The organism is Solirubrobacter ginsenosidimutans, from assembly GCF_027587205.1.
Window position 1 is genome coordinate 212,538 of sequence record NZ_JAPDOD010000004.1, and the last position, 23,354, is coordinate 235,891.

Consider the following 23,354-nt stretch of genomic DNA (forward strand, 5'->3'; position numbering starts at 1 on the left):
AGTCCGCCTCTGGTCGGTGTAAAAAAGAACGATCGGTCGTGCTTTGTACCACAGATCGAACGATCGTGCTACTTTTCTCGGCATGGTCGACGCCGAGGATCTGGAGACGCTCGCGAGCGCCGAGCCCGTCTCCGACGACGAGGCCGACGGCCGCAAGCGCCGCGGCAACGCGACCCGCGAGTCGATCCTCCAGGCCGCCGCCGACCTCGCTTCGGTCGAGGGGTTGGAAGGGCTGACGATCGGCCGCCTGGCGACCGAGCTCGGGATGAGCAAGAGCGGCCTCTTCGCCCACTTCGGCTCCAAGGAGGAGCTCCAGCTGGCGACGATCGCCGCGGCCCGCCGGCGCTTCGTCGACCACGTCGTGCGCCCGTCGCGGTCGCTCCCCCGCGGCCGCGCCCGCCTCGAAGCGCTGCTCGAGGACTGGCTGCGCTACTTCCGCGCCGAGGTCTTCCCGGGCGGGTGCTTCTTCTGCAGCGTCAAGGCCGAGTTCGACAGCCGCCCGGACAACGCGGTCCGCGAGATCGTCACCGAGGACATGCGCCAGTTCCTCGCCTTCCTCGAACGCGAGATCGCCAAGGCCCAGGAGGCGGGTGAGCTGGACCCGTCGGTCGAGCCCGCCCAGCTCGCCTTCGAGTTCGACGCCCTCGGCTCAGCCGCCAACCAGCAGTTCCAGCTCATGCACGACCGCACGGTCTTCGACCGCGCCGCGACCGGCATGCGCGCCCGCCTCGGCAGCGCCTAGCGCAGCGATCAGGTCAGCGCCGCGGTGAGGACGCGCTCGAGCCACCGCGCGTAGTCGCCGGGCCCGGCGGCCTCGCTCCTGCGCAGGTAGGTGCTCTCGCTCGCGAGGGCGTAGAGGGTGTCGGCGGCCTCGGCGGCGCTCACGCGTAGGAGCCCGGCGGCGTCGAGGGCGCCGGCGATCACGCGGAACGCGGCGCGCAGGTTCGTGTGGGCGCGGTCTCGCCAGGGGCGCAACTCGGTGTCCATCAGGCTCGCGGCCTCGCCGAGTGCGATCAGCGCTCCGGCCCGGACCATGAGCGCGGCGTTGGAGGTCGCGAGGCGGGGCAGGATCTCCGCAGGCGGCGCGGCGGCGATGACGTCGAGAGGCTCGGAGGCGTTGTCGCCGACGGCGCGCAGGATGACGGCGTTCAGGAGCGCGGGCTTGTTCGGGAACGCGAGGTAGACGGTCGCCTCCGCCACGCCCGCCGCCTTTGCCACGGCGCGGATGCTCGTGCGGGCGTAGCCGTCGCGGAGGAAGTGCGCCTCTGCCGCCGCGCACACCCGCTCGCGGGTCTGGGCCGCCGCCTCGCGGCGTCCTGGCGCATCGTACTTGCGTTTGACTGCCATTGACTAAGGTGACACTCTAGTGAATATGGAGCTGACGCGCGAGTGGGATCTGTGGCCGGAGTTCGCCGTGCGCAGCTCGGGCTTCCCGGTGGAGGGGCTCGACGTGTTCGGGCCCGGAGAGGAGCAGCGGCTCGCGCGCGTCGCTCGCGATCCCGCCTTCCGCGAGGCGGTCGCGTGGCAGAGCCGTGAGTCGCTCACCCGCGCCGTCGACAAGCTCGCCGCCGGCGCGCCCGGCAGCCCGTCGAAGCAGCGCCGCTGGACGGACGTGGTCGCCGGGTACTGGCAGCGCTACTGCGCGAAGAACGACACGATCGGGTTCTTCGGCCCGCTGGCGTGGGGGTCGTTCGCAGCCGACGGTGCGCCGATCGCGGTCCGCGCGGGCACGCTCGAACGCGAGCGCGTCGTGCACTTCGAGACCTGGGCGATGGAGGCCTTGGCGTTCTCGTCCGGCGTGCACGCCCCGCTGCCGATGGGCCCGTTCCCCGAGCGCGCGCTGCGCCCGCTCCTGCACGACACGTCCGCGCTCGACCGGCTCGAACGGACGCGCGAAGACGTGGGCAACGCGCCCCGCGAGCACGTGGCCGCCGCGCTCGATCAGCTCGACGCCGTCTTCGAACAGGTGACCGGTCGCGCCGCTGCGCACGCGACCGGCGACAGCGGCGGCGGGCGGACGATCGCCTACCTGGACAGCATGCGCGACCTCGACCTGACACTCGGTCCCGCGGTCATCGACGAGCTGCGCTCGAGCCTGCCGATCGTCCTCGCCGCGTCGCGCTGGTGGTGCGGGCGGGTGTTCGACCGCGGCACCGAGCTGCTCGAGCGGATCGCGCACGGCCACGAGGGGCCGCTCGCCCCGCTGCTCGGCCGCCTCATGGGCGCGGGCTTCGGTCTCTGGGACCAGATGGGCGAGGAGCAGGAGGAGCTGCGGCGCCGCTGGGCGTCGGCGGTGAACGGCGACGCCGCCGCGTTCGCCGACTGGACGCCCGCCTGGTACGCGTCCGACTACCACTCGGCCGATCTGCAGATCGCCGCCCAGAGCCCCGACGCGATCGCCCGCGGCGACTTCCTGGTCGTGCTCGGCGACTTCCACGGCGGCGACAACCCGCTCGCGCAGGGCCTGTTCGGGCTACGGCACCCCGATCCCGCCGGGATGTTGCGCCGCATCGCCGCCGAGGCCGGCCCCGGCGTCCACCTCTCGCCGCCGCGACGGGGCGTGGTCGAGATGACCGCGCGCAGCTGGCCCCTGTATCCCGAGGGCGACGTCGTCGTCACCAGCGGGGATGAGCCCGCGCCGCCGGGCACCCACCGCGTCGCGCTGGACGACGTCGTCATCGACGGCGACGGGCACGTGCGCGACCGCCAGGGCACGTTTCGCACCCCGCTCGCGCGGTTTCTCTATCTGCCGATCTTCGTCGCCGCCCTGCGCAGCTTCGACCCGATCGGCGAGCACGAAGGGCGGGCGCAGCTCGGCAAGCTCGTGGTGCGCCGCGAGCACTGGTCGGCGCCGGCGAACGAGCTGCCGACCGGCGCGCCCGAGCTCGCCGCATGGGCGCGCGACCGTGGTCTCCCCCGCCGCGTCTTCGCACGCTCGCCGCTGGAGCGCAAGCCCCGCTACGTCGACTTCAAGAGCGCCTCGCTCACCCGCACGCTGGCGCGCTTCGTCGCTCCCGCGCGCGAGCAGGCGCCTGGCGCGCCGTTCGAGTTCACCGAGATGCTCCCCGGCCCGCAGGACTGCTGGCTGCGCAGCGACGCCGGCCGCCACACGTGCGAGCTGCGCGTCGTCGCCCGCGCGCGCTGAGGACTGCGACGCGCTGTGAGCGCTTAGAGGGACGAAAGTCAACTGCGCCCTGTGGGGAGGGGGGAGTGGCGAGCCACCGGTCATGGGCTGCCGTGAGTCCGCCTCGCGGCTCGGCTCTGTCGGCTCGAATTGCCGCGCCGGGATACCGACAGTTACGGGCCACGGAGAAGGAAAGGGTGTCCCTCGCGCCCGTCTCTCGGTCGCCATGGTGGACCGTGCGCGTTTGAGGGTCCGCGCGCGGGTTTCGATCGGGTTCGCACTGGTCGAGTTGGCGCGTTGATGGGGGTGGGGTCAAAAAGCTTCCTGTCAGGACGTTTTTTGACCCCACCCCCCTCGCAGACCGCGGCATCCGGGGAATCGGCGTGCGTGAGAACGCCCTTTCTGTCTCCCCTCCCCCCACCCGGCGCGGTTCGTCAACCAAGCGTGCGGCGCACTGCCCACTCAGGACACACTAGGTTGGTGGCATGTGGCGAGGCGCGCTCATCGCGGTCCTGGCGTTGGTGTGGTGCGCTCCGGCGCACGCGGCCGCGAAGACCGTCGCGCGAACCGGCGAGTTCACGCTGCAGGCGCAGGAGAAGGGCGGCAAGGTCTGCATCACGCTGCGGCGCAACCGGCACTATCAGGGCGACCAGTGCGGACGGATCCCGCGGTCCGCGCAGCGGCCGGTGCGGATGTTCCCGTACATCGGCTTCGACAACTACGCGGCGGCCGTGCCGGCCTCCGTCACGACGGCCGAGACCGAGAGCCGGAGCGGCAAGCGGGCGCGGCACCGGACGTTCGCCGCGCGCGGGTTCGCGGAGCGCTTCGTGCTCATCCCGGCCCCGCCGAGCGCGATGTTCGTGCGCTTCTACGGGGTGGACGGAACGCTGCTCGGCATCGACGGCGGCCCGGCCGGCTACATCGACCTCGGCGCCAACCTCACGCCGGTCTTCGGCACGCACGACGAAGGCGTCGAGGCGCACACCGAACTGCGGCTCGCGCCGACGCCCGACCAGGCCGACCGCCTGCGGACGCTCGCGTGCGTCGACGTCGCCAACCGCTTCGGCGGCGGCGGGATCTGCGACCTCGACAGCGAGAACGGACTGCAGCTGCTGGGCGAGTGCGGCGCGCCTGATCTCGTCGGCGGGATCGTCGCCGCGGGCGTGGAGAGCGTGCGGTTGACGTTGGGCAGCGGCGGAGAGGTCGGCATCCCGGCACAGGAGCTGCCCGCGGTCTTCGGCGGCCGGCGCGCGATCGGCGCGACGGTGCCGCCTGGCGAGGCCGTTCGCACGGCGACGGCGCTCGACGCCGCGGGCCAAGGCGTCGCCCAGATCCTGGTCGGCACGGAACCCGGCGGCCGGCCGTGCGTCGGCGACGATCGAGGCGATGTGCACTTCAGCGGGGACCTGGAGCCGCTGGCGCCGCCGGCCGGCGCCGTCGCGGTCGCGGCAGCCGGCGGCGAATCGCTGCTCGTGGCCGACCAGGGCGAGACGCTGTGCGTCGGCCTGGGCAGCGCACTGCCGGCCGGCACGTGCCCGCCGCCGCCGTTTGACTCCGACGCTCCGGCGCTCATCCGGCAGGGCCGGACCGTCGCCGGCGCGCTGAGCCGCGACGCGGCGCGGATCACGCTCCAGCTGAACCGCGGCCGGGACGTCACGGTGGGCACGACCGACGGCCCCGCCTACACGGGCCGGTGGGCGGGCCGCGTCCGGTTCTTCGCCGCGCAGATCGCTGCCGGCCGCGAGGTCACCGGCGCGGTGGTCCGCAACGCGGCCGGCACGATCATCGGCCTCAGCACGAAGGGGATCCGGGTGCCGCGGGTCAAGCGCACCGTCCTGGCCAGGCGCGGCGCGCAGCGCTTCGAACTCGTCCGGACCTCGGGCGAGCCACCCTGCTTGACCGCCTTCGCGACCGGCCCGCCGCAGGCGCCGACCTTCTGCACGGACCCGCACCCCGGGACCCCGATCGACGGTCCGGTCAACCGCTACCGCGCCGCCGTCACCGTTCCCTGCGACCCGCGTCAGGCCATGGTCTACGGCCCCCTGCCGGACGGGCTCACAGCGCCGCAGGTGATCCTCGAAGGCAAGCGCATCATCCGGCCCCGCACGTTCTCCCTGCGCGGCGAGAACGCCTGGGTCGCGTTCCTGCCCGACGCCGCCGTGGAAGGTTTGCGGGCCGGCAAGCAGAGCGTGCCGCTGCAGCTCCCGCCGGCGAGCGTGCAGTGCGGCTACAGCGCCCACCGGTCCTTCTGAACCCCGTGAGCGTGTTCACCGAGATCGAGCTGCGCTACATGGTCGGAGGCCGGCAGCTCGGTCGGCTCGCGACGGTGGGTGCGGACGGCACCCCGCACGTCGTCCCGGTCGCGTTCTTCTACAACGCCGCCAGCGAGACGATCGACATCGGCGGCTACGAGCTCGAGGACACCAAGAAGTTCCGTGACATCGCCCGCTCAGGCCGGGCCGCGATCGTGATCGACGATCTGGCGAGCACCGAGCCCTGGCATCCGCGCGGGATCGAGATCCGCGGGCGCGGCGAGGCGATCGCGCTGCCCACGCCGTTGATCCGCATCCACCCGGAGCGGATCGTCAGCTGGGGCCTGACCAACGCGCAGAGCGCGCGCACTATCCGAACGTGAACGCGTACGCCTCGGCGCCGGGCGCGAGGAACGTGATCTCAAGCGTCCGCTCGCGCACCTTGCCGGGCTCGCGCAAGAGCTGATAGAGCCGCCCGTCGCGCAGCACCCCGTTGCCCTCGGCGTCGACGTCCGCCCCGTGCGACGGGCCCGGAGCCTCCCCGTCGAGGAGCACCCGGAACGCGATCGGATCGCGCACTCCCGGTGCCAGGACGAGGTGCGCGTCACGCGCGTGGAACCGGTACGTGATGCTCCCGCCCGCCTCCTCCAGCACGACGCTCTCCCGCCCGGTCCGCCAGCGACCGTCGAGCGACCAATGATCGGAGCGCTCGCCGCGCGCGGCGCCGAGATAGGTCTCCGGCGTGCGCAGGTGATGCCAGTCCGCCGGCGCCTCCACACCGGTCCCCTCGACCGCCACGTGATCGCGCTTGACGCCGAGCAGCCGCTGGATCGTGTGCTCCGAGTGCTCATAGCGCCCCTCGCCGAAGTGCTGGTCGCGGATGATGCCGTCGGTGTCGACGAAGTACAGCGCCGGCCAGTAGTGGTTGCTGAAGGCGCTCCAGACCTCGTAGTCGTTGTCGAGCGCGACCGGGTAGTCGATCCCGCGCACCCGCGTCGCCTCCCGCACGCCCTCGAGCTCCTGCTCGAAGGAGAACTCCGGCGTATGGACGCCGATGACGATCAACCCGTCGTCGCGGTAGGCCTGCGACCACGCGCGGACGTACGGCTCCTGGCGCAGCCAGTTGATGCACGTCAGCGTCCAGAAGTTCACGACGACGACGTGTCCGCGCAGGCCGGCAGGGTCCAGCGGCTCGGTGTTGAGCCATTCGGTCGCCCCGTCGAGCGCGGGCAGGTGCACACCGCCGGACACGGTTCGTCACCGTACTGAAATCCACATACGGACCCGCGCGTCCTTTACGATCCGCTTGAGGATGGACGGGCTGCGGGGACGGGCCGAAGAATGCGCCGCGCTCGATGCGCTCGTCGTGGCGATCCGGGGCGGCGAGAGCCGCTCATTGGTGCTGCGCGGCGAAGCCGGCATCGGCAAGACCGCGCTCCTGGACCACCTCGTCGCCTCGGCCACGGACGTCTCGCTCGCGCGGGCGACGGGCGTGGAGTCAAAGATGGAGCTGGCCTTCGCCAGCCTGCATCAGCTCTGCGCACCGATGCTCGATCGGCTTCCGCGGCTGCCGCTGCCGCAGCGTCAGGCGCTCGAGATCGTCTTCGGGCGCAGCGCGGGCGCCGCGCCGGACCGGTTTCTCGTCGGCCTGGGCGTCTTGAGCCTGTTCTCGGAGATGGCGGACCAAGCTCGGCATCCGGTCGCGCCGGGAGCTGCCGAGCGCGATGCCGAGCTCGGAGTCCGACCTGATCCCGGCCTGAGCGGCACCCACCTCGTCAACCGCCGACCCACCGGAGCACCCATGACACCCTCCACACGCGAACCGGAACTGCTCGGGCAGACCGTCGTCGTGATCGGCGGCAGCGCCGGCATCGGCCTCGAGACCGCCCGGCGCGCCCTCGGCGAAGGCGCCGAGGTCGTGCTCACCGGCCGCAACCAAGCGCGGCTCGATCAGGCCGCGGACGAGCTCGATGTCCAGCGGACCGCCGCGTTCGATGCCACCGATCCCGCCGCCGTCGAAGCGTTCTTCGCGGAGCTCCAGTCGCCGATCGACCACGTGATGGTCACGGCCGGCGCACCGCACTACGGACCGCCGCTGGAGATGTCTCGGGAGGAGGCGCAGCGCGGCCTCACCGAGCACCTCCTGCTCACCCTCACGATCGCCCGTGTCGCCGTCGGCAAGGTCCGGCCGCTCGGCTCGCTGGTGTTCATGGGCGGGACGGGCGCGCGCCGCCCGCGGGTCGGGCTCGCGATCGCCTCGACCGCGACCGTGGCGCAGAACACGCTGATCGCCAACCTCGCGCTCGAGGTCGCGCCGATCCGCGTCAACCTGATCGCCGCGGGCTTCGTCGACACGCCGCTCTCGGCCGCGATCCTCGGCGACGACCTGGATCGGCGGCGCGACGAGCTGCGGTCGATGCTCCCGATCGGGCGCGTCGTCGGCCCCGCCGACGTGGCCGCGCTCGCCGTCCACCTCATGATCAACACCGCGCTCACCGGCGCGACCTATGACATCGACGGCGGCCAGCAGCTGGTCTCGTGAGGGCTCAGCGCGATACCACGACCTGCTTGACCTCCGCCATGTAGCGGTCGGCGCTCGCGGTCGCCTCATCCGGTGTGCCGCCGGCCTGGCGGGCGTGCATGTACGCCGCGTACCAGTCCCACCAGTCGTGCGGTGGAGCGATCGCCTCGAAGGAGCCATGGGCCTCGGCCGTCTCGTGCAGGAGCTGCGCGAGGGCCGCGACGTCACTCTGCTGCGTGCTGCTCATTGGAACCTCCGCTAGTTCGCGCGTTTGAAGCTGACGTGGATCGCGTCCGGGCGCCGCGAGTTGCGGGCGACGATCTGCTGCAGGGAGCTGGTCGCGGAGATCACCTTCATGCCGGTCTTGGTGAAGGTGTCCTCGTTGAAGACGTTGCGCGCGAGCAGCGGGTTGGTCAGCGCCTGGGTGAAGGCGTCGTTGGCGACCATGTAGGTCATCAGCTCGCCCATCATCATGTAGTCGGGCGAGTCCTCGGCGAAGATGCCGACGTACCACTCGAGCTTGTCGATGTGCCCGTAGAGGGCCTTCAGGCGCTGCTGGACCTCGCGATCGCCGGTCAGCTCCTCGAAGCTGTGCATCCGGTGCAGCCCGTAGGCCTCGCGGTAGTCGTTGAAGGACCGCAGGCGCGCGTTGCGCATCAGCGCGATCGTGACCGCTTCGACGGACGGCCACTCCGGGTTGGGGCTGTCGACCAGGAAAGCCGGGGTGTTGCGCAGCGTGATCCGGCCGGCGGCCTCCATCGAGCAGAGCGCCATCAACGCCTCGATGCCCTCGGAGATGACGAGCGGGTTGTTGTTGCGGAACTCCGTCGAGGCGAGCTGCCCCGGGCCGGTGCCGATCGTGTCCGGCACCAGCGGGTGCCAGCGGTAGAGCAGGTTGAACTCGATCGCACACCAGTTGGTCCGGTTCCAGCGCTCCTCGTCGGCGATGAACGGGACGGTCTCGACGGCGAAGTCGAACGGGCCGATGTGGGTGATGTACTCCTCGACCACGAGCTTGAGCAGCAGGACGATCATGATGTTGCGCGCGGTCTCGAACACGCGGTCGTCGTCCCAGTCCGGATGCTCCATGGCGAGGATGCCCGCGAGCCGGTTGTGCTCGCGCAGGCAGACGACGTTCATGACCGTGTTGCCGATGGTCGAGTTGCCGTGCTCGAGGCCGACCGCGAAGAACGTGTCCTTCTGCTCCTCGGGCGCGCTGCGCAGGATCACGTCGGTGATGAAGTGCGCGTCGTGGAGGCCCACGAACTCGGGCTTGAACACCAGCGGCCCACCCGGCGAGCGCGGCTCGAACAGGAACGCCGGGTATTCCTCGCCGTCGATCCGCTGGCTCTTCAACCGCCCGCCCTGATGCGCGCGCAACAGCTCGGTCTTGGCGGGGTTGACCCCGTAGATCTGGCAGAGGTCGATCTCGTGGTTGGAGTCGTTCTTGCGGTAGTCGGTGAGGCTGGTGCGCAGGAAGCTGTCCGTGAACCACTGCGCGAAGAACATGAACATCACGCTGGTGTCGGTCGACGGGAGCATGCGCTCGCGCCGGTAGAGCGCCACGACGTCCGCTTCCGGCGGGAGCGCGGCGTGCTCCTCCGGCGTCGCCGGCGGCAGGTGGCGCCCCGAGTACGTGCGATCGGTGAGGCTCTTCCAGCTCGTGTAGTCGCTCGCCAGTGACAGCGCGCGCGGGCGCAGCGTCGTCGCGTACCCGAACTGGTTGATCACGAGCCGGCTGAGGAGGCTGCGGATCGGCGGGACGCCGCTCAGGCCGAGCGGACCGACGACCTTCGGCAACTGCCGCGTCACGACGCCGGGCAAGGCGGGGAACATCGGTGGCAAGCCTACGGGAAAGGCGGCCGGCGATGTGTCAAGCGGCGGTGATCGCCTCGGGGGCGGTGCGCTGGAGCGCCGGCCAGCCGATGTCCTCGGCACGCTCGCGCGCTTCGGCGGCAACGCCGCCGCGCAGACCGAACAGGCGCTTGGCCAGGAGCAGGTAGACGACGACCGCGACGTTGATCACGAACGCGACCAGCTTGAAGGGCGAGAGGCGGTGCGCCAGCTCGTAGATCTCCAGCGGCAACAGCGAGGTCGTGACCAGGAACGTCAGGTACTCGGCCCAGCGGCGCTGATACCACAGCCCCACGGCTTCGACCCCCTCGACCAGCGCATACAGCGCGAAGACCAGACCCACCAGCCGCAACGTGTCCGACTGCAGCGAGAAGGCGCGCTCGATCTCGTGCGCGAGGCCGTGTTGGGGCGGTTTCCCGGACGCCGCGCCGGTCTGCAGGTCGACGAGCACGCGGTAGACCGGGCCGCGCAGGTCCTCGCGGTGCGAGGCGAACACGAACACGAACGCCGCGAGCGCTCCCAGGACGACGAAGTGCACGGCGCGATTGATGGCGATCAGGCGCAGCACGATCTTGTCGCGCAGCGGCTTCCCGCGCAGCGGGAGCTGGATGTCGGCCGGCAGCGGCGGGCGTTCGCGCGCCGGCGCGACCGGCGCGGACAGCGGCAACCACGAGTCGCAGCGCACGCAACGATGCCAGCGCACCCCGTCGATCTCGCGCGCCACGAGCGCATCCTCCGCGGTCAGCGTGCGGGCGTCGATGCCGATCAACTCGTGGCCCGCCACCCCGCACACCAGCAGCTCGTAGTGAAAGCGCGGCCGGAAGCGGCTCGGCTTCACGAGCTGCACGCCGGGAAGCTGCTTGCGGTGCGCCATCGGCGAAACATCGCAGATGGGCTACGCCGGGACGAAAGTCAACTGCGCCGGGTGGGGGAGGGGGAAGTGGCGCGCCCTCCGGGTCCTACTCTCGTGGACCGCGCCTTGTCCGCCTGCCCACGCTGAGGCGTCGCGCCGGGACACCGACAGGTACGGGCCACGGAGACAGAAAGTGCGTTTTCACACTCGCCGATCACCCCGCCGGAGCGGGTTGCCGGGGGGTGCGTACTTCTATTCCGGCCTGACCGGACTTAGCGTACGAACCCCATCAGCGCGCCAACTCGAACAGTGCGAACCTGACTGAAACCCGCGCAACGACCCCCAAACGCGCATGGTCGACCATGGCGACCGGGACAAGGCGTGCGAGGGACACACTTTGCTTCTCCGTAGCCCGTAACTGTCGGTATCCCGGCGCGACAACCCAGGCATGGGAGCCGAGCCGCGAGGCGGACGGCGGCAGCCAAGCACGGGTCGCTCGCCACTCCCCCTCCCCACCCGGCGCAGTTGACTTTCGTCCCTACGAAGAGATCAGCGTGAACTCGCGCAGCGCGTCGTGCATCGCGTCCGGCCCCACGCCCACGCTGCCCGTGAACGGCAGGTCGAGCGCGAGGATCAGCGAGAGCACGAGCCCCACCAACGCCGCCAGCGCCCCCACCATCAGCGCCTGCGCGGCGAAGCTCGAGACGCCGAAGAAGTACGTGAAGCCGATGGAGATGATGCCGCCGATGATCAGCATGCCCCACATCGCGGTCGGGAGCTCACGGCCGCTCGTCGCGATCCGCTCCCGGCGCAGCTCGGTCGCGTCGTTGAGGCTCGAGACCGCCTGGTCGTAGAACGCCTCGTCGGACTTGGTGCGCGGCTCGATCGCCCGGAATGCGGTCCATACCGCGCCGAGCGCGCGGTCCGCCGCGAGATCCTGGCGATGGAACGTGGCCATCTTGTCCCACTCCCGGTCGGCCACGAGTCGCACGTAGTCGCGAATCGCCGGGCGTGCATCGGGACCGGCGCCCTCCAACGCGTCGGCGTTGCGGTACATCGCGGTCAGGACCGTCGCCTCGTGGTCGGCGTCCTTGCGGGCATCATCGAACTGCTGCCACGCGATCACCACCACGAACGCGAGCAGCACCGCGTAGACGACACCCACCACGCGAGGATGAAGCCGGCGACGTCGTGATGCTCTTCGAGGTCTGAGAGCTTGACGCTGCGCCGCACGAGCACGACGCCGCCGAGGGAGATCCCGACGCACACCCCGACGATGACCAACCCGAGCAGCCAGGTCGGAAAGTGCAACAGCAGCCACGTCTCCACCACCGGGTCAGAAGGCCTTGACCAAGGTGCCCACCGTGACGTGGGGGAAGCACATCCCGCCGAACTCCAGCAACGCGGTCTGCGAGTACTGGAGCTGCAAGAACTCCGTGTCGCCGAGCCCGTGGACGCGCTCGACCGAGAACACGGAGTCCAGGCTCACGGTGTTGGCGTTCTCGTTGATGAAGGGGATGTTCCCGAGGTCCGCCGCCGACGTCGTCGAGGCGAACAGATGGGTCACGTGGCTCAGCGTCTGGCCCTGTAGCGCTTGACGGCCGAGGCTGTTGGGATCGTCGACCAGCTCCTGGGTGATCGAGAGCGGGAGCGGGCTCGTCCGGTGCGGCGACTCGACGGTGAGGTCGTACGCGCGGTAGGGGTTCTTCGTCCCGGCGGGCGGCGGAGAGCCGCCGATCGCAAACGGCACGGTGTTCGCCGGCGGGATCTCGGGCGGCCCGTCGGGCACGAGCTCCAACGCCGTGCCGACGGCGCAGAACGCGTTCCCGTGCGGGATCGTCGACAAGCGCGCGATCGTCGGCCCCGAGGCGGGCACGGTCGTGTCCGGGATCGTGAGCCAGACGCCGGGCTCGATGTGCAGCGCGCCGCCGGTGGTGCCGTCGGTGACCCGGTGCAGGTACGTGACGCCGTACATCGCGATGTCGTCCTGGCGACTGCCGCGATTGAAGATCGGCGACGCGATCGCCGTGAACTCGATCGTCTCGCGGAGCACGTTGAGCTCCAGGAAGAACCCGTCCTCGTTCGCCGGATCGGAGCTCGGCCGCGCGATCAGGCTGAAGCCCGTGCCCTCCCAGAAGCCGCTCAGATCGCGCAACGGCCCGAGGCTGTCGGCGGTCGCGGCGTGGCCGGAGACACCTCTGAAGGTCACGCGCCGCTCCTCTCCAATGCCTCGCGGGTCGCCGCGAGCGCCTCACCCGCGACCGTGTACGCATCCGGGACGCCGTCGACGGGCGCGTCCTCGCCCGGGATCCAGAACTTGCGCCGCGTCAATCGCAGCGACTCCAAGAACGGCGGGATCGCGTTGAAGACCTCGACCAGCAGCGGGCCGTCGTAGACCGGCAGGATCGGGTCGAAGAACGCGTCCCACGGAATCCAGCTGTCGCGCATCGCGCCGCGGTCAGGCGCGGAGACGTGCACGGAGTGCACGCGGCTCGCGGACGCCTCGATCTGCGCGGTGAACGCGGCGGGACCGTCGTCGCCGAGCAGGACGTGCGCGCTGTCGACGCACACGCCGACCTGGGTGCTCGGCACGCCTTCGAGGAACGCGAGCACCTCGCCGACCATGTTCGGCGCGGCGGTCTCCCAGTGGTCGACCGGCTCGATCGCGAGCGTGACGCCCTTGGTCTCCGCGTAGACCCCGAGCTCCTGCAGTACCGGCTGCGCGGCCGCGTAACCGGCCGCGGTCCAGTCCTGCAACGCGTCGCTCCAGAATGGGTCGCCGAAGTCACCGGTCGGATAGAGCCCGTAGGGGAAGATGATCGGCCCGGCCATGATCGTGCCGCCGAGCAGCGTGGTGATGTCGACCCGCGACTTCAGGTACGCGAGCGCGTCCTCGCGCTGCTCCGCGTAGGGCGACGCGGGATTGAACGTGCGCGTGGCGCCCACGTTGGTCGAGATGCCGACGCCGCCGACGCCGGCGGCATCGAGCGCGTCCTTCAGCACCGCGTAGCGCTCCACCTCGGCCGCGTGATCGCGCGTCGGCGTGGCCGAGATCGGCAGGTCGAAGCCCGCGTAGCCGAGCTCGGACAGCGCCTCGATGTGCCGCACGATCGTCTCCGCGTACTTCGCGTCCCCCGGCCGCAGGTCGACCGTGAACATGAAGAAGCTGAAGTACAGCTCCCGCGGCGTCACCAGCCCAGGACCTCGCGCAGGTACGCCCGCGCCTTGAGCGCGTACTCGAGCGGGTTGGCCTTCGCCGGATCCTGCTCGGCCTCGGTGACGAGCCAGCCCTCGAAGCCCGCGTCCGCGAGCGCCTCGAAGATCGGCACGAAGTCGATCGACCCGTCGCCGGGCACGGTGAAGACGCCGGCCTCGATCGCGGCCTCGAACGAGTAGCCCTCGGCCGTGGCCTTGGCGACGATGTCTGGGCGCACGTCCTTCAAATGAACATGCTTGATCCGGTCCGCGTGGGCGAGCGCGGCAGCGACCGGGTCGTCGCCGGCGAACGCCAGATGCCCGGTGTCCAGCAGCAGGTTCACCAGCGCCGGATCGGTGTTCGCCAGCAGCCGGTCCACCTCGGCACGGGTCATCACGCCGGTGCCCATGTGATGGTGGTAACAGAGCCGCATGCCCTCGTCCTGGGCGATCTTCCCGAGCCGGTTCAGGCCGGTCGTCAGCGCGTCCCACTGCGCGTCGTCGAAGATCGGCCGGTTGGCGAACACCGCGACGGGCAGCGGGTTCACGGCGCCCCCGAACTCGGCGACGACCATCTCGGTGCCGCCGACCGCCTTGATGAAGTCGAGCTGCTGGTGGAACGTCGCCAGCGTCTGCTCCTCCATCGCGTTGATCGTGAAGTAGGTGCTCACCCACGGCTCCGACACGGCCAGCCCGCGGAGATCGAGCGCGGCCTTGAGCTCGGTGACATCGGTCGGGTACTTGTGGCCGACGCTGCAGCCTTGGAAGCCGGCGAGCGCCATCTCCGACACGCACTGCCCGAAGGTGATCCCGATGTCGATGTTGCGGAAGTCGTCGTTCCACCACAGCGTCGGCGTGACGCCCAGGCGGACCTTCTCGGCATCGAGGCTCATCGTCTCATCTCTCTAGTGATTGTCGGTTCGCGTGAAGGCGCGCAGCAGCTCGCCGACGCTCCACGCCTGCGCGACGCAGCCGCGCGGCGTGAAGGGCGGATCGCCGTCGAAGATCTCTGAGACCGTGCCCAGACCCGCGGCGGCGAGGTGGTCGCCGAACGGCTCGAGGATCCGCCGCGCCGCGGCCGGGTCGTCGTAGACGTGCAGGTGCGCGTCGATGAACGGCCCGATCAGCCACGCCCACACCGTGCCCTGGTGGTACGCGCCGTCGCGGTGGGTCTGGTCGCCGCCGTAGAACCCGACGTACGCCGGATCGGCCGGCGCCAGCGAGCGCAGCCCGTGCGAGGTCAGCAGCGCGTGCGCGCAGGTGTCGACGATCGCCCGCTCGCGCGGCGCGTCGAACAGGCCGCCGCCCAGCGCGACGGCGAAGAGCTGGTTCGGCCGCAACGCCCACTCGTGCCCGTCCGGGCCGTCGAGGACGTCGAAGCAGTAGCCGGTCTCGGGGTTCCAGAAGCGCTCGAAGCCGGCCTTGGCGGCATCGGCCTGCGCCTGCAGCGTCTTCGTCGGCTTGCGCAGCCGCCGGGCGAAGGCCACCATCGAGAGCAGCGCGTCGTACCAGAGCGCGTTGACCTCGATCGGCTTGCCGATCCGCGGCGTTATCACGTGATCGCCGACCTTCGCGTCCATCCACGTCAGCTGCACGCCCGGCTGGCCGCCCGCGAGCAGCCCGTCGCTGGCATCGACCTTGATGCCATAGCGCGTGCCCTCGACGTGCCAACGGACGATCTCGGTCAGCGTCGGCCACAGGTCGCGCAGCAGCGCGAGATCGCTCGTCGCGTCGACGTAGGACTTGATCGCCCGGACGTACCAGAGCGTCGCGTCGATCGTGTTGTACTCCGGGGTGGAGCTGCCGTCCGGGAAACGGTTGGGCAGCATGCCCTGATCGACGTACTGCGAGAACGCGCGCAGGATCGGCGCCGCCAGCTCCGGGCGCCCGGCGGCGAGTGCCACGCCCGGGAGGCTGATCATCGTGTCCCGGCCCCAGTCCTCGAACCAGTGGTAGCCGGCGATCACGCTCAACCCGTCGGGCTGCGCCTCGGTCGGGCGGGCGACGATGAACTGGTCGGCCGCGAGCACGAGCCGCTCGACCCACGCCGGCGTCGGCGCGCTCCGCGTCGCACTGAAGCGCTCGAGCAGCCGCGCGTCGTGCGCGTGCCGGACCTCTGCCTCCTCGAACGCCGCCTCGTCCTCCGCGCTGGCCAGGAACGTCAGCGTCTCGCCCGGCGCGAGCGTCGCCTCGAACGTGCCGGCGTGGACGTGATCGTCGCGGTCGTTGAGCCCGCGCGCGGCCTCCTGGGGCAGCGAGAACCCCTGGTAGAGCTCGGACGTGGCGGTGGCCGTGCCGGCGCTCGCGCGCAGCAGCAGCGGGCGGCTGTCGCCGCCGGAGGTCACGCGCAGGCCCCCGTCGACCGGCTCCACGCTCTGCGGCCAGGCGACCATCCCGGTGTTGTGGAAGACGCGGTTGTCGACGATCGCGCGGATCGAGAGCTGCACCGGCTCGGCGGCGGAGACCAGCGTGTAGGCGACGAACGTGGTGTTCGCGCCCGCCTTCATCCAGACCCGCTTCTCGATCACGGCCTCGGCGCACGCGTAGCGCCAGAGCGGGACCGAGCCCTCCAGCTCGAAGCTCTCGATGTTCGCGAAGCCCGTCGGGCCGACGGCGCCCGAGGCCCAGCGATCGGCGGCGAGGTCGTACGACTCGCCGCGGTAGGTCAGCGACTCGTCGAGCTTGACCAGCATCAGGCGGCGGTCGATCGGCGGCTTCAGCGACGCGACCAGCAGCCCGTGGTAGCCGCGGGTGATCGTGCCCGCGACGGTCCCGGAGCCGTACCCACCGATGCCGTTGGTCACGAGCCATTCGCGCTGCTCGGCGACCTCGAGGTCGCCGGCCACCTCGCGGCCGAAGCGGATCGGCGCGACGTCGTCGGCCACGGCGGCGGGCGCGCTCATGCGATTTCCGGGATCAGCGGCGGACCGGACCAGGAGCCGTACCCCGGCCCCTTGGCTCCGGGCGGGTTGGCGCCGATCGCCGGCCACAGCAGGCCTTCGGTGTACGCCATCGCCGAGACCGTGAAGGTGACATCGCCGTCGAGGGGGCCGAAGCGCTCGCGCCACGCCGCGGGCAGCTCGTACCAGGTGCCGACGAACCAGAGCTTGACGATGTTGCGGGCGATCGGCCCGAGCCGCTCGTCGCTGAAGATCTCGCGCCGCAGCAGATCGTCGAGCTCGCCGGTCCCGAGCGCCTGGTGACGGTCGAGCAGGTCGCCGACGAGCTCCTCGCCGACGACGTCGGTCACCGCGCCCAGGTACGCCTCCGCCTGCCCGGTCCCGCGCAGCTGGAAGACCGTGAACGCGGTGACATCGGCGGAGAACGCCAGGAACTGGTCGAGCCGGGTCATGACCCCACCGCCACCGGCGCCAGCTCGAACGTGGGCGACGCGTTGACGCCGTCCTGTCCAGGGATCGGGTTGTGCATCAGCGCCGTCATCCGCTCGCGCAGGCGGAACATGTCCGCCACACCCTCGATCAGCAGCTCAGGGCTGCCGGTGTAGGCGCGCGTCAGCAGCTCCAGGAAGTCCGCGTAGGCGGCGTTGAAGGCGAGCGCCGCGGTGTGCAGCTCCGAGCCTTCCGGGTAGTCCGCGAGGCTCGCGTTCTTCTTGAGCGGGTAGACCGCGTCCCACTCGACGTCCAGCGGTGGCCCGGTCGGGTCGTCCGGCTCGTCGCCGTCCTGGTAGTAGCGGCCGTGCAGGAGCTGCTTGAAGCGGTAGTAGTGCGCCAGTTCGCGCTCGACGTCGTAGATCCGCCCGCCCACGCCCTCGCCCTGCTCGGCGATCAGCCGCAGCGCCGCGCACGCGGAGTGCAGGTCGGTCACCGGGACGACCTCGCCGCCGCCGGAGTAGTAGTACTGGGGCAGAATCTGGCGCGCGGGGTCGCCGACGAACAGCTCCTCGCCGGCCGCGGTCTTCTCCTTCTCCAGGAAGCGCAGACCGCGCTCGATCTCCCGGTAGAACTCGCCGATGCTGTAGAAGCGCATGTCCTCGGCGCCGATCGCTGCGGTGATCAGCTTCGTCCCGCGGTGCTGGCGATGCACGAGGCGCGACTCCTCGTCCGGCGCCTCGCGCGGGCGCTCGATCTTCAGGAACGTGTCGAGCGAGTCGCGGCAGAACCGTTCGCGGCTGACCGCGAAGTCGACCTCGCCGTCGGGCAGGTAGGCCGGGTAGACCGGGATGAAGTCGGGCGCCGTGAGGTCCGGCGTCCCGCCGATCGCGTTCAGCACGTTCGCGACGAGCGTCAGGTGCAGCATCTCCTCGACGGCCACGACGCGCAGGACGTGGAACGCGTCCGAGTTGGTGCCCGGATGGATCGAGTACAGCGCGGTCAGGTACGGCGGGATCGTCGCGTGCTCGAGCTGCATGGCCGCGTAGAGGTAGCGCTGAAGCTCCTCGACGGTGGTGATCCTCGGTGATGCCACAGTTCCCCCTAGTGCCGTGCGAGCTCGAGTGGCGCGGTTTCCTTGCGGATCTGCTCGACCATGTGGCGGGCACTCCGGAAGCACAGCGCGGCGATCGTCAACGTGATGTTCGACGTGCCGACCGACGGCATGCTGCCCCCGCCGACCAGGTACAGGTTCTCGTGGTCCCACGAGCGCTGCTGGGCGTCCACGACCGACGTGCTCGGGCTTGAGCCCATGATGTGCGTGCCCGCGAGATGGTTGCCGCCGCGGATGACGTAGCCCTCGCCCTCGTAGCTGACGTAGCCGTAGTCGGAGGGGTCGTAGAACGTGTGGTCGGCGGCGCCGAGGCGCTGGTAGATCCGGCGCGAGAGCTGGCGGGCGTAGGCGACGCCGCGCATCGTGTACTCGGGGATGTTGTAGGAGATGACCGGTCGCATGTTGCCCAGCTCGTCCTTGAAGCTCGCGTCGACCGAGACGCGGTTGCTCGGGCTCGGCAGGACCTCGACCATGAACGCGAGCAGCAGCTGGCGCGAGATCCGCTGCACGAGCTCGTGGCGCAGGCCGGCGCCGAACTGGTTCTGGTCGTCGACGAGGTTGATCAGGTCGGTGTAGGGCGAGCCGGTCGCCCAGCCCCAGCCGTCGTTGTGGATGTCGACGGCGAACGCGGCCTGGCGCCGGCGGAAGGCGCCGCCGCGCAGATCGGAGATCCCGCCGGTGCAGACCGTCCCGCGCATCGTCCCGGCGATCTGCGGCAGCAGCGCCCAGCTGAGCAGGTACGCGTGGTCCATCAGGTTGCGGCCCATCAGCCCGCTCGAGCTCTTCAAGCCGGACGCGAGCATCAGGCGCGGCGTCTCGATGGCGTTGGCACAGATCACGAACAGGCGCCCGCGTGCGATCCGGGTCGTGCGCCCCTCGGTGTCCCCGTAGGTCTTGTACTCGACGTGGGTGACGCGGCCGCTGTCGGGATCGACGACGACCTTGGACGCCACCGACTGCGCGAGCAGGTCGACGCGCCCGGACTGCAGCGCCTTCGCCAGCGTCTTGCCCGCGTTGTACTTCGCCTGCACGGGGCAGATCGGGACGCAGTTGATGTTGCCCTGGCAGCGCTCGCCCTCGTCGACCTGCGACGTGCTGACCGCGCCGACCGGCTTGAAGCCCTTGCCCTCGTCGTAGGCGGGGTTGGGGATGCCGTTGCGGCCCTGCGGGAACGGACGCACCTTGAGCTCGAACTGCTCGCCGTCGAGCTCGACCGGCGTGCCGTCGACGCCCTTCGCCACCGTCTTGTCGAGGTGCGAGAGCGGCAGGCCGCGCATCGGGAAGACGTAGCCGGGCTTGTAGGTGAGCCCGAGGTAGGACTGGTCCTCGACGTCGGCCGCGACGCCGATCTCGCGCTCGGCGCGAACGTAGTAGGGCTCGATCTGCTCGTAGCTGAGCGGCCAGTCCACGCCCTGGTCGAAGCGCTCGCCCAGCGCGAAGTCCTCGGGGATCATCCGCGGGGTCTTGCCCTCCCAGTGCATGGTCGTCCCGCCGAGCACGCGCGTGTACGTGGTGTCGGAGGCGAACGGGCCGTTCTGCACGAGGTAGGCCGAGGCGTCCGGGTGGCCGGGGCGGATCTTGCGCGCGTCGGTGCCGCGTGGCATCGGCGCCTCGTGGGTGACCGGGTACGGCGACTGGTTGTCCTTGAAGGCCGTCGTATAGAAGCGCTCGAGGTAGTCCTCGTAGCCCTTCAGCGTCGCGTCCTCGCCGGGTCCGGCCTCGAGGACCAGGACGCGGTGCCCAGCCCTGCTGAGCTCGTTGGCGACGATCGCGCCGCTGATGCCTGAGCCGACGACCACGGCGTCGTAGAGCACCTCGGCGGCGCTGTCGTGGTCCATTTCCTGCGCTGCGCCGCGGGGGAAGATCACACGCGCTCCAGCCACTCGAAGGTGGGCCCGGCGTGGCGCCCCGGATGCTCCGCGACCGGGTTGGCGAGCAGGACGAGCGCTGCGTCGCGGAGCTTGAACATGCTGTGGACGGCGGGGATGAGCTCCGCCGGCTCGCCGTTGAACGAACGCTCGAGCTGGACCAGCAGCTCCGACCAGGCGCGGTTGGCGGTGTCGGAGACCGCGCGCAACTCCGGGTCGCCGTATTCCGCCGTGCGCGGGTTCGCGAGCATCGGGTAGCTGGCCGCGTAGTCGACGCTCACCGGGGCGCCGCTGGGCTCCCCGGCGTCGTCTTCGGGCACGTAGGCGCGCCCGTACTTGAGCTGCTGGAAGCGGAAGTAGTGCGCGAGGTCACCCTCGTCGTCGTACATCGAGTGCATCTCGCCCTCGCCCTGCTCGACGATCTCCGCCAACGCGGCGTGCGCGCTCGCGAGGTCGGTGACGGTGATCGACCCGCCGCCCGCCGCGTAGTAGTACTCGCGCGTCACCTGGCGCGCGGGGTCGCCGCTGAACAGCGCGGCCTCGCCGATGTCCTTCGCCGTCTCGTCGAGGAGCGCGACGATCTCGGCGTAGAACTCGCCGATCGTCGTCGGGCCGGTCGCCGTCTCGACCGCCTTGGAAAGGTGATGCTCGTGCCGCCGGACCGCCGGGTCGAGCGCGGTGTGGACGCTGTGGCCCGGGTTCTCGACCGCCAGGAACGCCTCGACGGCCTCCGGCGAGAACGGCAGCAGGTCCAGGACGACGCCGTCGGGCAGCTCGTGCGGGTAGCGCGGCACGTGCTCGCCACCCGCGACGAGCGGCTGCCCGCCGATCGCGTTGAGCGTGTTCGCCGCCAGCACCATGTGCAGCATCTCCTCGACGACGACCGAGCGGATGACGAGCTTGGCCTCGTCGTTGCCATGCGGGTGCATCGAATACAGCGCGCAGAGGTAGGGCGGGATCGTGGAGAGCTCGAGCGTCACCGCGGCCTGCAGGAGCTCCTTCAGTCGCGCGACGCTCATACCGTGAGCTCCTTCACCAGGCGCTCGGCGGTGCGCAGCGTGAGCGCCGCCATCGTCAGCGTCGGGTTCGAGGTCCCCATCGTCGGGAAGCTCCCGGAGCCGACGAGGAACAGGTTGCGGTGCTCCCACGCGCGCTGGTCGGCGTCGACCACCGAGGTGCTCGCGTCGGCTCCCATGACGTGCGTGCCCGCGAAGTGCCCCATGCCGTGGTAGTGGAACTCGGTGTCGCCGTAGGGCACGGTCGGAAACCAGGAGCCCGTGGCCGGATCGGTGCGGTCCTCGATGCCGGCGTGGGCGAAGACCTGTTTGTAGAAGGCGGTCGCCGCGGCCATGCCACCCAGCGTGTAGTCGTCGATCCGGTAGTCGATCACCGGCCGCGGGTTGCCGAGCGCGTCGATGTGGCGCGGGTCGATGGTCACGCGGTTCTCCGTGGAGGCGAGTTGCTCGACGTTGATCGAGAAGCGCACGTGACGCGGCAGTGTGTCGGCCAGGTGCGCGCGCAGAGCGTCGCCGTAAAGCCCGTCCTTCGTCACCGCGCGGGCCACGGTCGTGTCGGGCGCGCCCGCGGGCGCGCGCCAGCCGTCGTTGCCGATGTCGACGCGGAACGCGGCGTGCTGGGCGCGGAACCGCCCGCCGCGCGCGTCGTCGATGCCAGACGTCGAGAGCGGGCCGCGGTAGGAGCCGATCGGGACCGGCGAGAGTCCCCACGCGTAGATCGACGGGTGGTCCATCAGGTTGCGGCCGACCAGGCCATTGGCACCCTCGAGGCCGGAGGCGAGCAGCAGCTTGGCGTTCTCCACCGCGTGGGCGGCGAGCACGTAGGCGCGGGCGGAGACCGTGTGGACGGTGTGGCGTGGCGAGTCGGGGTCCTCGTAGCGCTGGTACTCGATGCTCGTGACCTCGCCGCTGACCGCGTCGACGTTGACCTTCGACGCGACCGCCTGCGCGCGTACCTCCAGGTGCCCGCGATCGGCCTGCGCGAGCGACTTCATCGCGTTGTACTTGGCCTGGATGGGGCAGATCGGCGTGCACGCGGTGTTGCCCGCGCAGCGCTGGCCGAGGTCACGCCCGAGCGCCTGGCCGTCGGGCCGCTCGTCGACGGCGCCGACCGGCACATAGTCGCCGCGCGGGATCGAGTTGCGAGCGGCGGGATAGTTGCGGATCTTCAGCTCGATCCGCTCGCCGCCGACCGTGACCTCCATCCCGTCGGTGGCCTCGGCGAGCACCGCGTCGGCGTAGCTCGACGGGACCCGCTGCATCGGGTAGTCGTAGCCGTCGGCGAACGTCACGCCGAGATGCGCCTGGTCGGCGACGTCGGCGGCCACGCCGAGCTCGAACTCGGCGGCGCGGTAGTACGGCTCGAGCTCGTCGTAGCCGAGCGGCCAGTCGCGACCGACGCCGTAACGCGATGTCAGTTCGAAGTCCTCGGGGAGCATGCGCAGTGACACGCCGAGCCAGTGCAGGGTCGAACCGCCCTGCAGGCGGGTGTAGCTCGAGCCGTAGGGCTGCGGGCCGTTCTGCACGAAGTAGCCGTTGCCCGCGCGGACGTCGCGCGTGTCCGGGTGGGGCGCGTTCGGGCTCGCCGGCCAGGGCGACTCGGGGCTCTTGGCGGCCGCTGCGAAGAAGCGCTCGACGTGGCGGGTGTAGCCCTCGAAGGACCACGCGGTATCCGGGCCTGCTTCGAGTACGAGCACGCGCAGCTTGGCGTTGGTCAGCTGCTTGGCCATGAGCGCGCCGGTGACACCGGCGCCGACGACGACCACGTCGTAGGTCTCGTCACTCATCCGGTCACTCCCTCGGGTGCGATCGACCAGGCGCCGAACCCCTGCTGGCGGGCGCCCGCCGGATGCCCGCCGGCGACGACCCACTGCAGCCCCGCCTGGTAGGCCTCGGCGGACTCCACGCGCGTGGTGTCCAGGGGTGAGGTCCCGTACAGCGCGCGCCAGTCCTCGGGCAGCGCGGTCCAGGTTCCGCAGTACCACAGCAGGATCACGTTCTTCGCGACCGGCCCGAGCTTGGGGTCTTCGACCAGGGCGGCGACGTCCTCGGTCGCCAGCAGTTCATCGACCAGCGCCGCGCCGAGCACGGCATCGAGCGCGGCGAGATATTCGGCGGTCATACCGGTGCCGAGCAACGTCACACGGCCGAAGCCGGTCAAACGTGCCGAGAGCACGATGAAGCGATCGGAACGGGAGTCCACGGCGCGATTCCTACACGGTTTGAAC

At 70.7% G+C, this 23,354-nt stretch carries 22 protein-coding genes and 1 pseudogene; 6 read left to right on the plus strand and 17 right to left on the minus strand.

The annotated features are described in order from the left end of the window. Window positions 1-82 precede the first annotated feature (82 nt). Complete coding sequence (locus OM076_RS07535; RefSeq protein WP_270038882.1) at window positions 83-742, plus strand: TetR family transcriptional regulator C-terminal domain-containing protein; 660 nt, start codon at window positions 83-85, stop codon at window positions 740-742. Window positions 743-750: 8 nt separating this feature from the next. On the opposite strand, the gene OM076_RS07540 is transcribed toward OM076_RS07535, so the two are convergent. Then, complete coding sequence (locus tag OM076_RS07540; RefSeq protein ID WP_270038883.1) at window positions 751-1,347, minus strand: TetR/AcrR family transcriptional regulator; 597 nt, start codon at window positions 1,345-1,347, stop codon at window positions 751-753. A gap of 25 nt (window positions 1,348-1,372) precedes the next feature. Between OM076_RS07540 and OM076_RS07545 the strand changes: the two genes are divergently transcribed. The 3 genes from OM076_RS07545 to OM076_RS07555 all read left to right on the plus strand — a co-directional run bounded on the left by OM076_RS07545 (window position 1,373) and on the right by OM076_RS07555 (window position 5,759). Then, window positions 1,373-3,145 carry a lantibiotic dehydratase gene (locus tag OM076_RS07545; protein ID WP_270038884.1) on the plus strand — a complete coding sequence of 591 codons (1,773 nt, stop codon included), beginning with the start codon at window positions 1,373-1,375 and terminating at the stop codon, window positions 3,143-3,145. 464 nt (window positions 3,146-3,609) lie between these two features. Beyond that, window positions 3,610-5,376 carry a hypothetical protein gene (locus OM076_RS07550; RefSeq protein WP_270038885.1) on the plus strand — a complete coding sequence of 589 codons (1,767 nt, stop codon included), beginning with the start codon at window positions 3,610-3,612 and terminating at the stop codon, window positions 5,374-5,376. A 5-nt stretch (window positions 5,377-5,381) separates the two neighbouring features. After that, window positions 5,382-5,759, plus strand: a complete 378-nt coding sequence (locus OM076_RS07555) for a PPOX class F420-dependent oxidoreductase (protein ID WP_270038886.1) — start codon at window positions 5,382-5,384, stop codon at window positions 5,757-5,759. On the opposite strand, the gene OM076_RS07560 is transcribed toward OM076_RS07555, so the two are convergent. Next, the gene (locus OM076_RS07560) at window positions 5,746-6,627 is read right to left on the minus strand and encodes a redoxin domain-containing protein (protein WP_270038887.1); all 882 of its coding nucleotides are present in this window, start codon (window positions 6,625-6,627) and stop codon (window positions 5,746-5,748) included. The two genes, OM076_RS07555 and OM076_RS07560, sit on opposite strands and share 14 nt — an antisense overlap. 61 nt (window positions 6,628-6,688) lie before the next feature. Between OM076_RS07560 and OM076_RS46780 the strand changes: the two are divergent. Together OM076_RS46780 and OM076_RS46785 are read left to right on the plus strand one after the other, a co-directional pair. Then, window positions 6,689-6,973 (plus strand): annotated as a pseudogene (locus OM076_RS46780) (AAA family ATPase); the annotation flags it as partial. A 204-nt stretch (window positions 6,974-7,177) separates the two neighbouring features. After that, window positions 7,178-7,918 carry an SDR family oxidoreductase gene (locus tag OM076_RS46785; RefSeq protein WP_372518011.1) on the plus strand — a complete coding sequence of 247 codons (741 nt, stop codon included), beginning with the start codon at window positions 7,178-7,180 and terminating at the stop codon, window positions 7,916-7,918. Window positions 7,919-7,922: 4 nt separating this feature from the next. Here the strand turns inward: OM076_RS46785 and OM076_RS07570 are convergent, their stop codons facing one another. The 15 genes from OM076_RS07570 to OM076_RS07640 all read right to left on the minus strand — a co-directional run bounded on the left by OM076_RS07570 (window position 7,923) and on the right by OM076_RS07640 (window position 23,329). After that, entirely contained in the window at window positions 7,923-8,144 is a 222-nt protein-coding gene (locus OM076_RS07570) for a bleomycin resistance protein (RefSeq protein ID WP_270038889.1), read from the minus strand. A gap of 11 nt (window positions 8,145-8,155) precedes the next feature. Then, window positions 8,156-9,733, minus strand: coding sequence for a peroxidase family protein (locus OM076_RS07575; RefSeq protein ID WP_270038890.1), 1,578 nt, complete (start codon window positions 9,731-9,733; stop codon window positions 8,156-8,158). Between the two features lie 37 nt (window positions 9,734-9,770). Then, window positions 9,771-10,625, minus strand: coding sequence for a DUF2127 domain-containing protein (locus OM076_RS07580; protein ID WP_270038891.1), 855 nt, complete (start codon window positions 10,623-10,625; stop codon window positions 9,771-9,773). A 517-nt stretch (window positions 10,626-11,142) separates the two neighbouring features. Next, window positions 11,143-11,769 (minus strand): bestrophin-like domain, encoded by a 627-nt coding sequence (locus tag OM076_RS07585; protein WP_270038892.1) that lies wholly within the window; start codon window positions 11,767-11,769, stop codon window positions 11,143-11,145. Continuing rightward, on the minus strand, window positions 11,727-11,915 hold the full coding sequence (locus OM076_RS07590) for a hypothetical protein (RefSeq protein WP_270038893.1): 189 nt from the start codon (window positions 11,913-11,915) through the stop codon (window positions 11,727-11,729). Before OM076_RS07590 ends, OM076_RS07585 begins: the two co-directional genes overlap by 43 nt. Before the next feature lie 25 nt (window positions 11,916-11,940). Then, complete coding sequence (locus OM076_RS07595) at window positions 11,941-12,813, minus strand: heme-binding protein (protein ID WP_270038894.1); 873 nt, start codon at window positions 12,811-12,813, stop codon at window positions 11,941-11,943. Beyond that, window positions 12,810-13,763, minus strand: a complete 954-nt coding sequence (locus tag OM076_RS07600) for a sugar phosphate isomerase/epimerase family protein (protein WP_272597743.1) — start codon at window positions 13,761-13,763, stop codon at window positions 12,810-12,812. Before OM076_RS07600 ends, OM076_RS07595 begins: the two co-directional genes overlap by 4 nt. 29 nt (window positions 13,764-13,792) lie before the next feature. Next, window positions 13,793-14,692 carry a myo-inosose-2 dehydratase gene (gene iolE / locus OM076_RS07605; protein ID WP_270038896.1) on the minus strand — a complete coding sequence of 300 codons (900 nt, stop codon included), beginning with the start codon at window positions 14,690-14,692 and terminating at the stop codon, window positions 13,793-13,795. 12 nt (window positions 14,693-14,704) lie between these two features. Further along, window positions 14,705-16,702, minus strand: a complete 1,998-nt coding sequence (locus OM076_RS07610) for an amylo-alpha-1,6-glucosidase (protein ID WP_270038897.1) — start codon at window positions 16,700-16,702, stop codon at window positions 14,705-14,707. Then, entirely contained in the window at window positions 16,699-17,151 is a 453-nt protein-coding gene (locus OM076_RS07615) for a hypothetical protein (RefSeq protein ID WP_270038898.1), read from the minus strand. Before OM076_RS07615 ends, OM076_RS07610 begins: the two co-directional genes overlap by 4 nt. Continuing rightward, the gene (locus tag OM076_RS07620) at window positions 17,148-18,224 is read right to left on the minus strand and encodes a ferritin-like domain-containing protein (protein WP_270038899.1); all 1,077 of its coding nucleotides are present in this window, start codon (window positions 18,222-18,224) and stop codon (window positions 17,148-17,150) included. Before OM076_RS07620 ends, OM076_RS07615 begins: the two co-directional genes overlap by 4 nt. A gap of 8 nt (window positions 18,225-18,232) precedes the next feature. Continuing rightward, the gene (locus OM076_RS07625) at window positions 18,233-20,110 is read right to left on the minus strand and encodes a GMC family oxidoreductase (RefSeq protein WP_372518005.1); all 1,878 of its coding nucleotides are present in this window, start codon (window positions 20,108-20,110) and stop codon (window positions 18,233-18,235) included. Beyond that, on the minus strand, window positions 20,107-21,129 hold the full coding sequence (locus tag OM076_RS07630) for a ferritin-like domain-containing protein (RefSeq protein ID WP_270038901.1): 1,023 nt from the start codon (window positions 21,127-21,129) through the stop codon (window positions 20,107-20,109). The genes OM076_RS07625 and OM076_RS07630 overlap by 4 nt, the downstream gene beginning before the upstream one ends. Then, complete coding sequence (locus OM076_RS07635) at window positions 21,126-22,913, minus strand: GMC family oxidoreductase (protein WP_270038902.1); 1,788 nt, start codon at window positions 22,911-22,913, stop codon at window positions 21,126-21,128. Before OM076_RS07635 ends, OM076_RS07630 begins: the two co-directional genes overlap by 4 nt. Continuing rightward, window positions 22,910-23,329, minus strand: a complete 420-nt coding sequence (locus OM076_RS07640) for a hypothetical protein (RefSeq protein WP_270038903.1) — start codon at window positions 23,327-23,329, stop codon at window positions 22,910-22,912. The genes OM076_RS07635 and OM076_RS07640 overlap by 4 nt, the downstream gene beginning before the upstream one ends. Window positions 23,330-23,354: the final 25 nt, after the last annotated feature.

What these genes read in the sequence shown, in the direction of transcription:
- OM076_RS07535 (WP_270038882.1), top strand. Translation starts at nt 83, where the DNA reads ATGGTCGACGCCGAGGATCTGGAGACGCTCGCGAGCGCCGAGCCCGTC.
- OM076_RS07540 (WP_270038883.1), bottom strand. Translation starts at nt 1,347, where the DNA reads ATGGCAGTCAAACGCAAGTACGATGCGCCAGGACGCCGCGAGGCGGCG.
- OM076_RS07545 (WP_270038884.1), top strand. Translation starts at nt 1,373, where the DNA reads ATGGAGCTGACGCGCGAGTGGGATCTGTGGCCGGAGTTCGCCGTGCGC.
- OM076_RS07550 (WP_270038885.1), top strand. Translation starts at nt 3,610, where the DNA reads ATGTGGCGAGGCGCGCTCATCGCGGTCCTGGCGTTGGTGTGGTGCGCT.
- OM076_RS46785 (WP_372518011.1), top strand. Translation starts at nt 7,178, where the DNA reads ATGACACCCTCCACACGCGAACCGGAACTGCTCGGGCAGACCGTCGTC.
- OM076_RS07570 (WP_270038889.1), bottom strand. Translation starts at nt 8,144, where the DNA reads ATGAGCAGCACGCAGCAGAGTGACGTCGCGGCCCTCGCGCAGCTCCTG.
- OM076_RS07575 (WP_270038890.1), bottom strand. Translation starts at nt 9,733, where the DNA reads ATGTTCCCCGCCTTGCCCGGCGTCGTGACGCGGCAGTTGCCGAAGGTC.
- OM076_RS07580 (WP_270038891.1), bottom strand. Translation starts at nt 10,625, where the DNA reads ATGGCGCACCGCAAGCAGCTTCCCGGCGTGCAGCTCGTGAAGCCGAGC.
- OM076_RS07600 (WP_272597743.1), bottom strand. Translation starts at nt 13,763, where the DNA reads ATGTTCACGGTCGACCTGCGGCCGGGGGACGCGAAGTACGCGGAGACG.
- iolE (WP_270038896.1), bottom strand. Translation starts at nt 14,692, where the DNA reads ATGAGCCTCGATGCCGAGAAGGTCCGCCTGGGCGTCACGCCGACGCTG.
- OM076_RS07610 (WP_270038897.1), bottom strand. Translation starts at nt 16,702, where the DNA reads ATGAGCGCGCCCGCCGCCGTGGCCGACGACGTCGCGCCGATCCGCTTC.
- OM076_RS07615 (WP_270038898.1), bottom strand. Translation starts at nt 17,151, where the DNA reads ATGACCCGGCTCGACCAGTTCCTGGCGTTCTCCGCCGATGTCACCGCG.
- OM076_RS07630 (WP_270038901.1), bottom strand. Translation starts at nt 21,129, where the DNA reads ATGAGCGTCGCGCGACTGAAGGAGCTCCTGCAGGCCGCGGTGACGCTC.
- OM076_RS07635 (WP_270038902.1), bottom strand. Translation starts at nt 22,913, where the DNA reads ATGAGTGACGAGACCTACGACGTGGTCGTCGTCGGCGCCGGTGTCACC.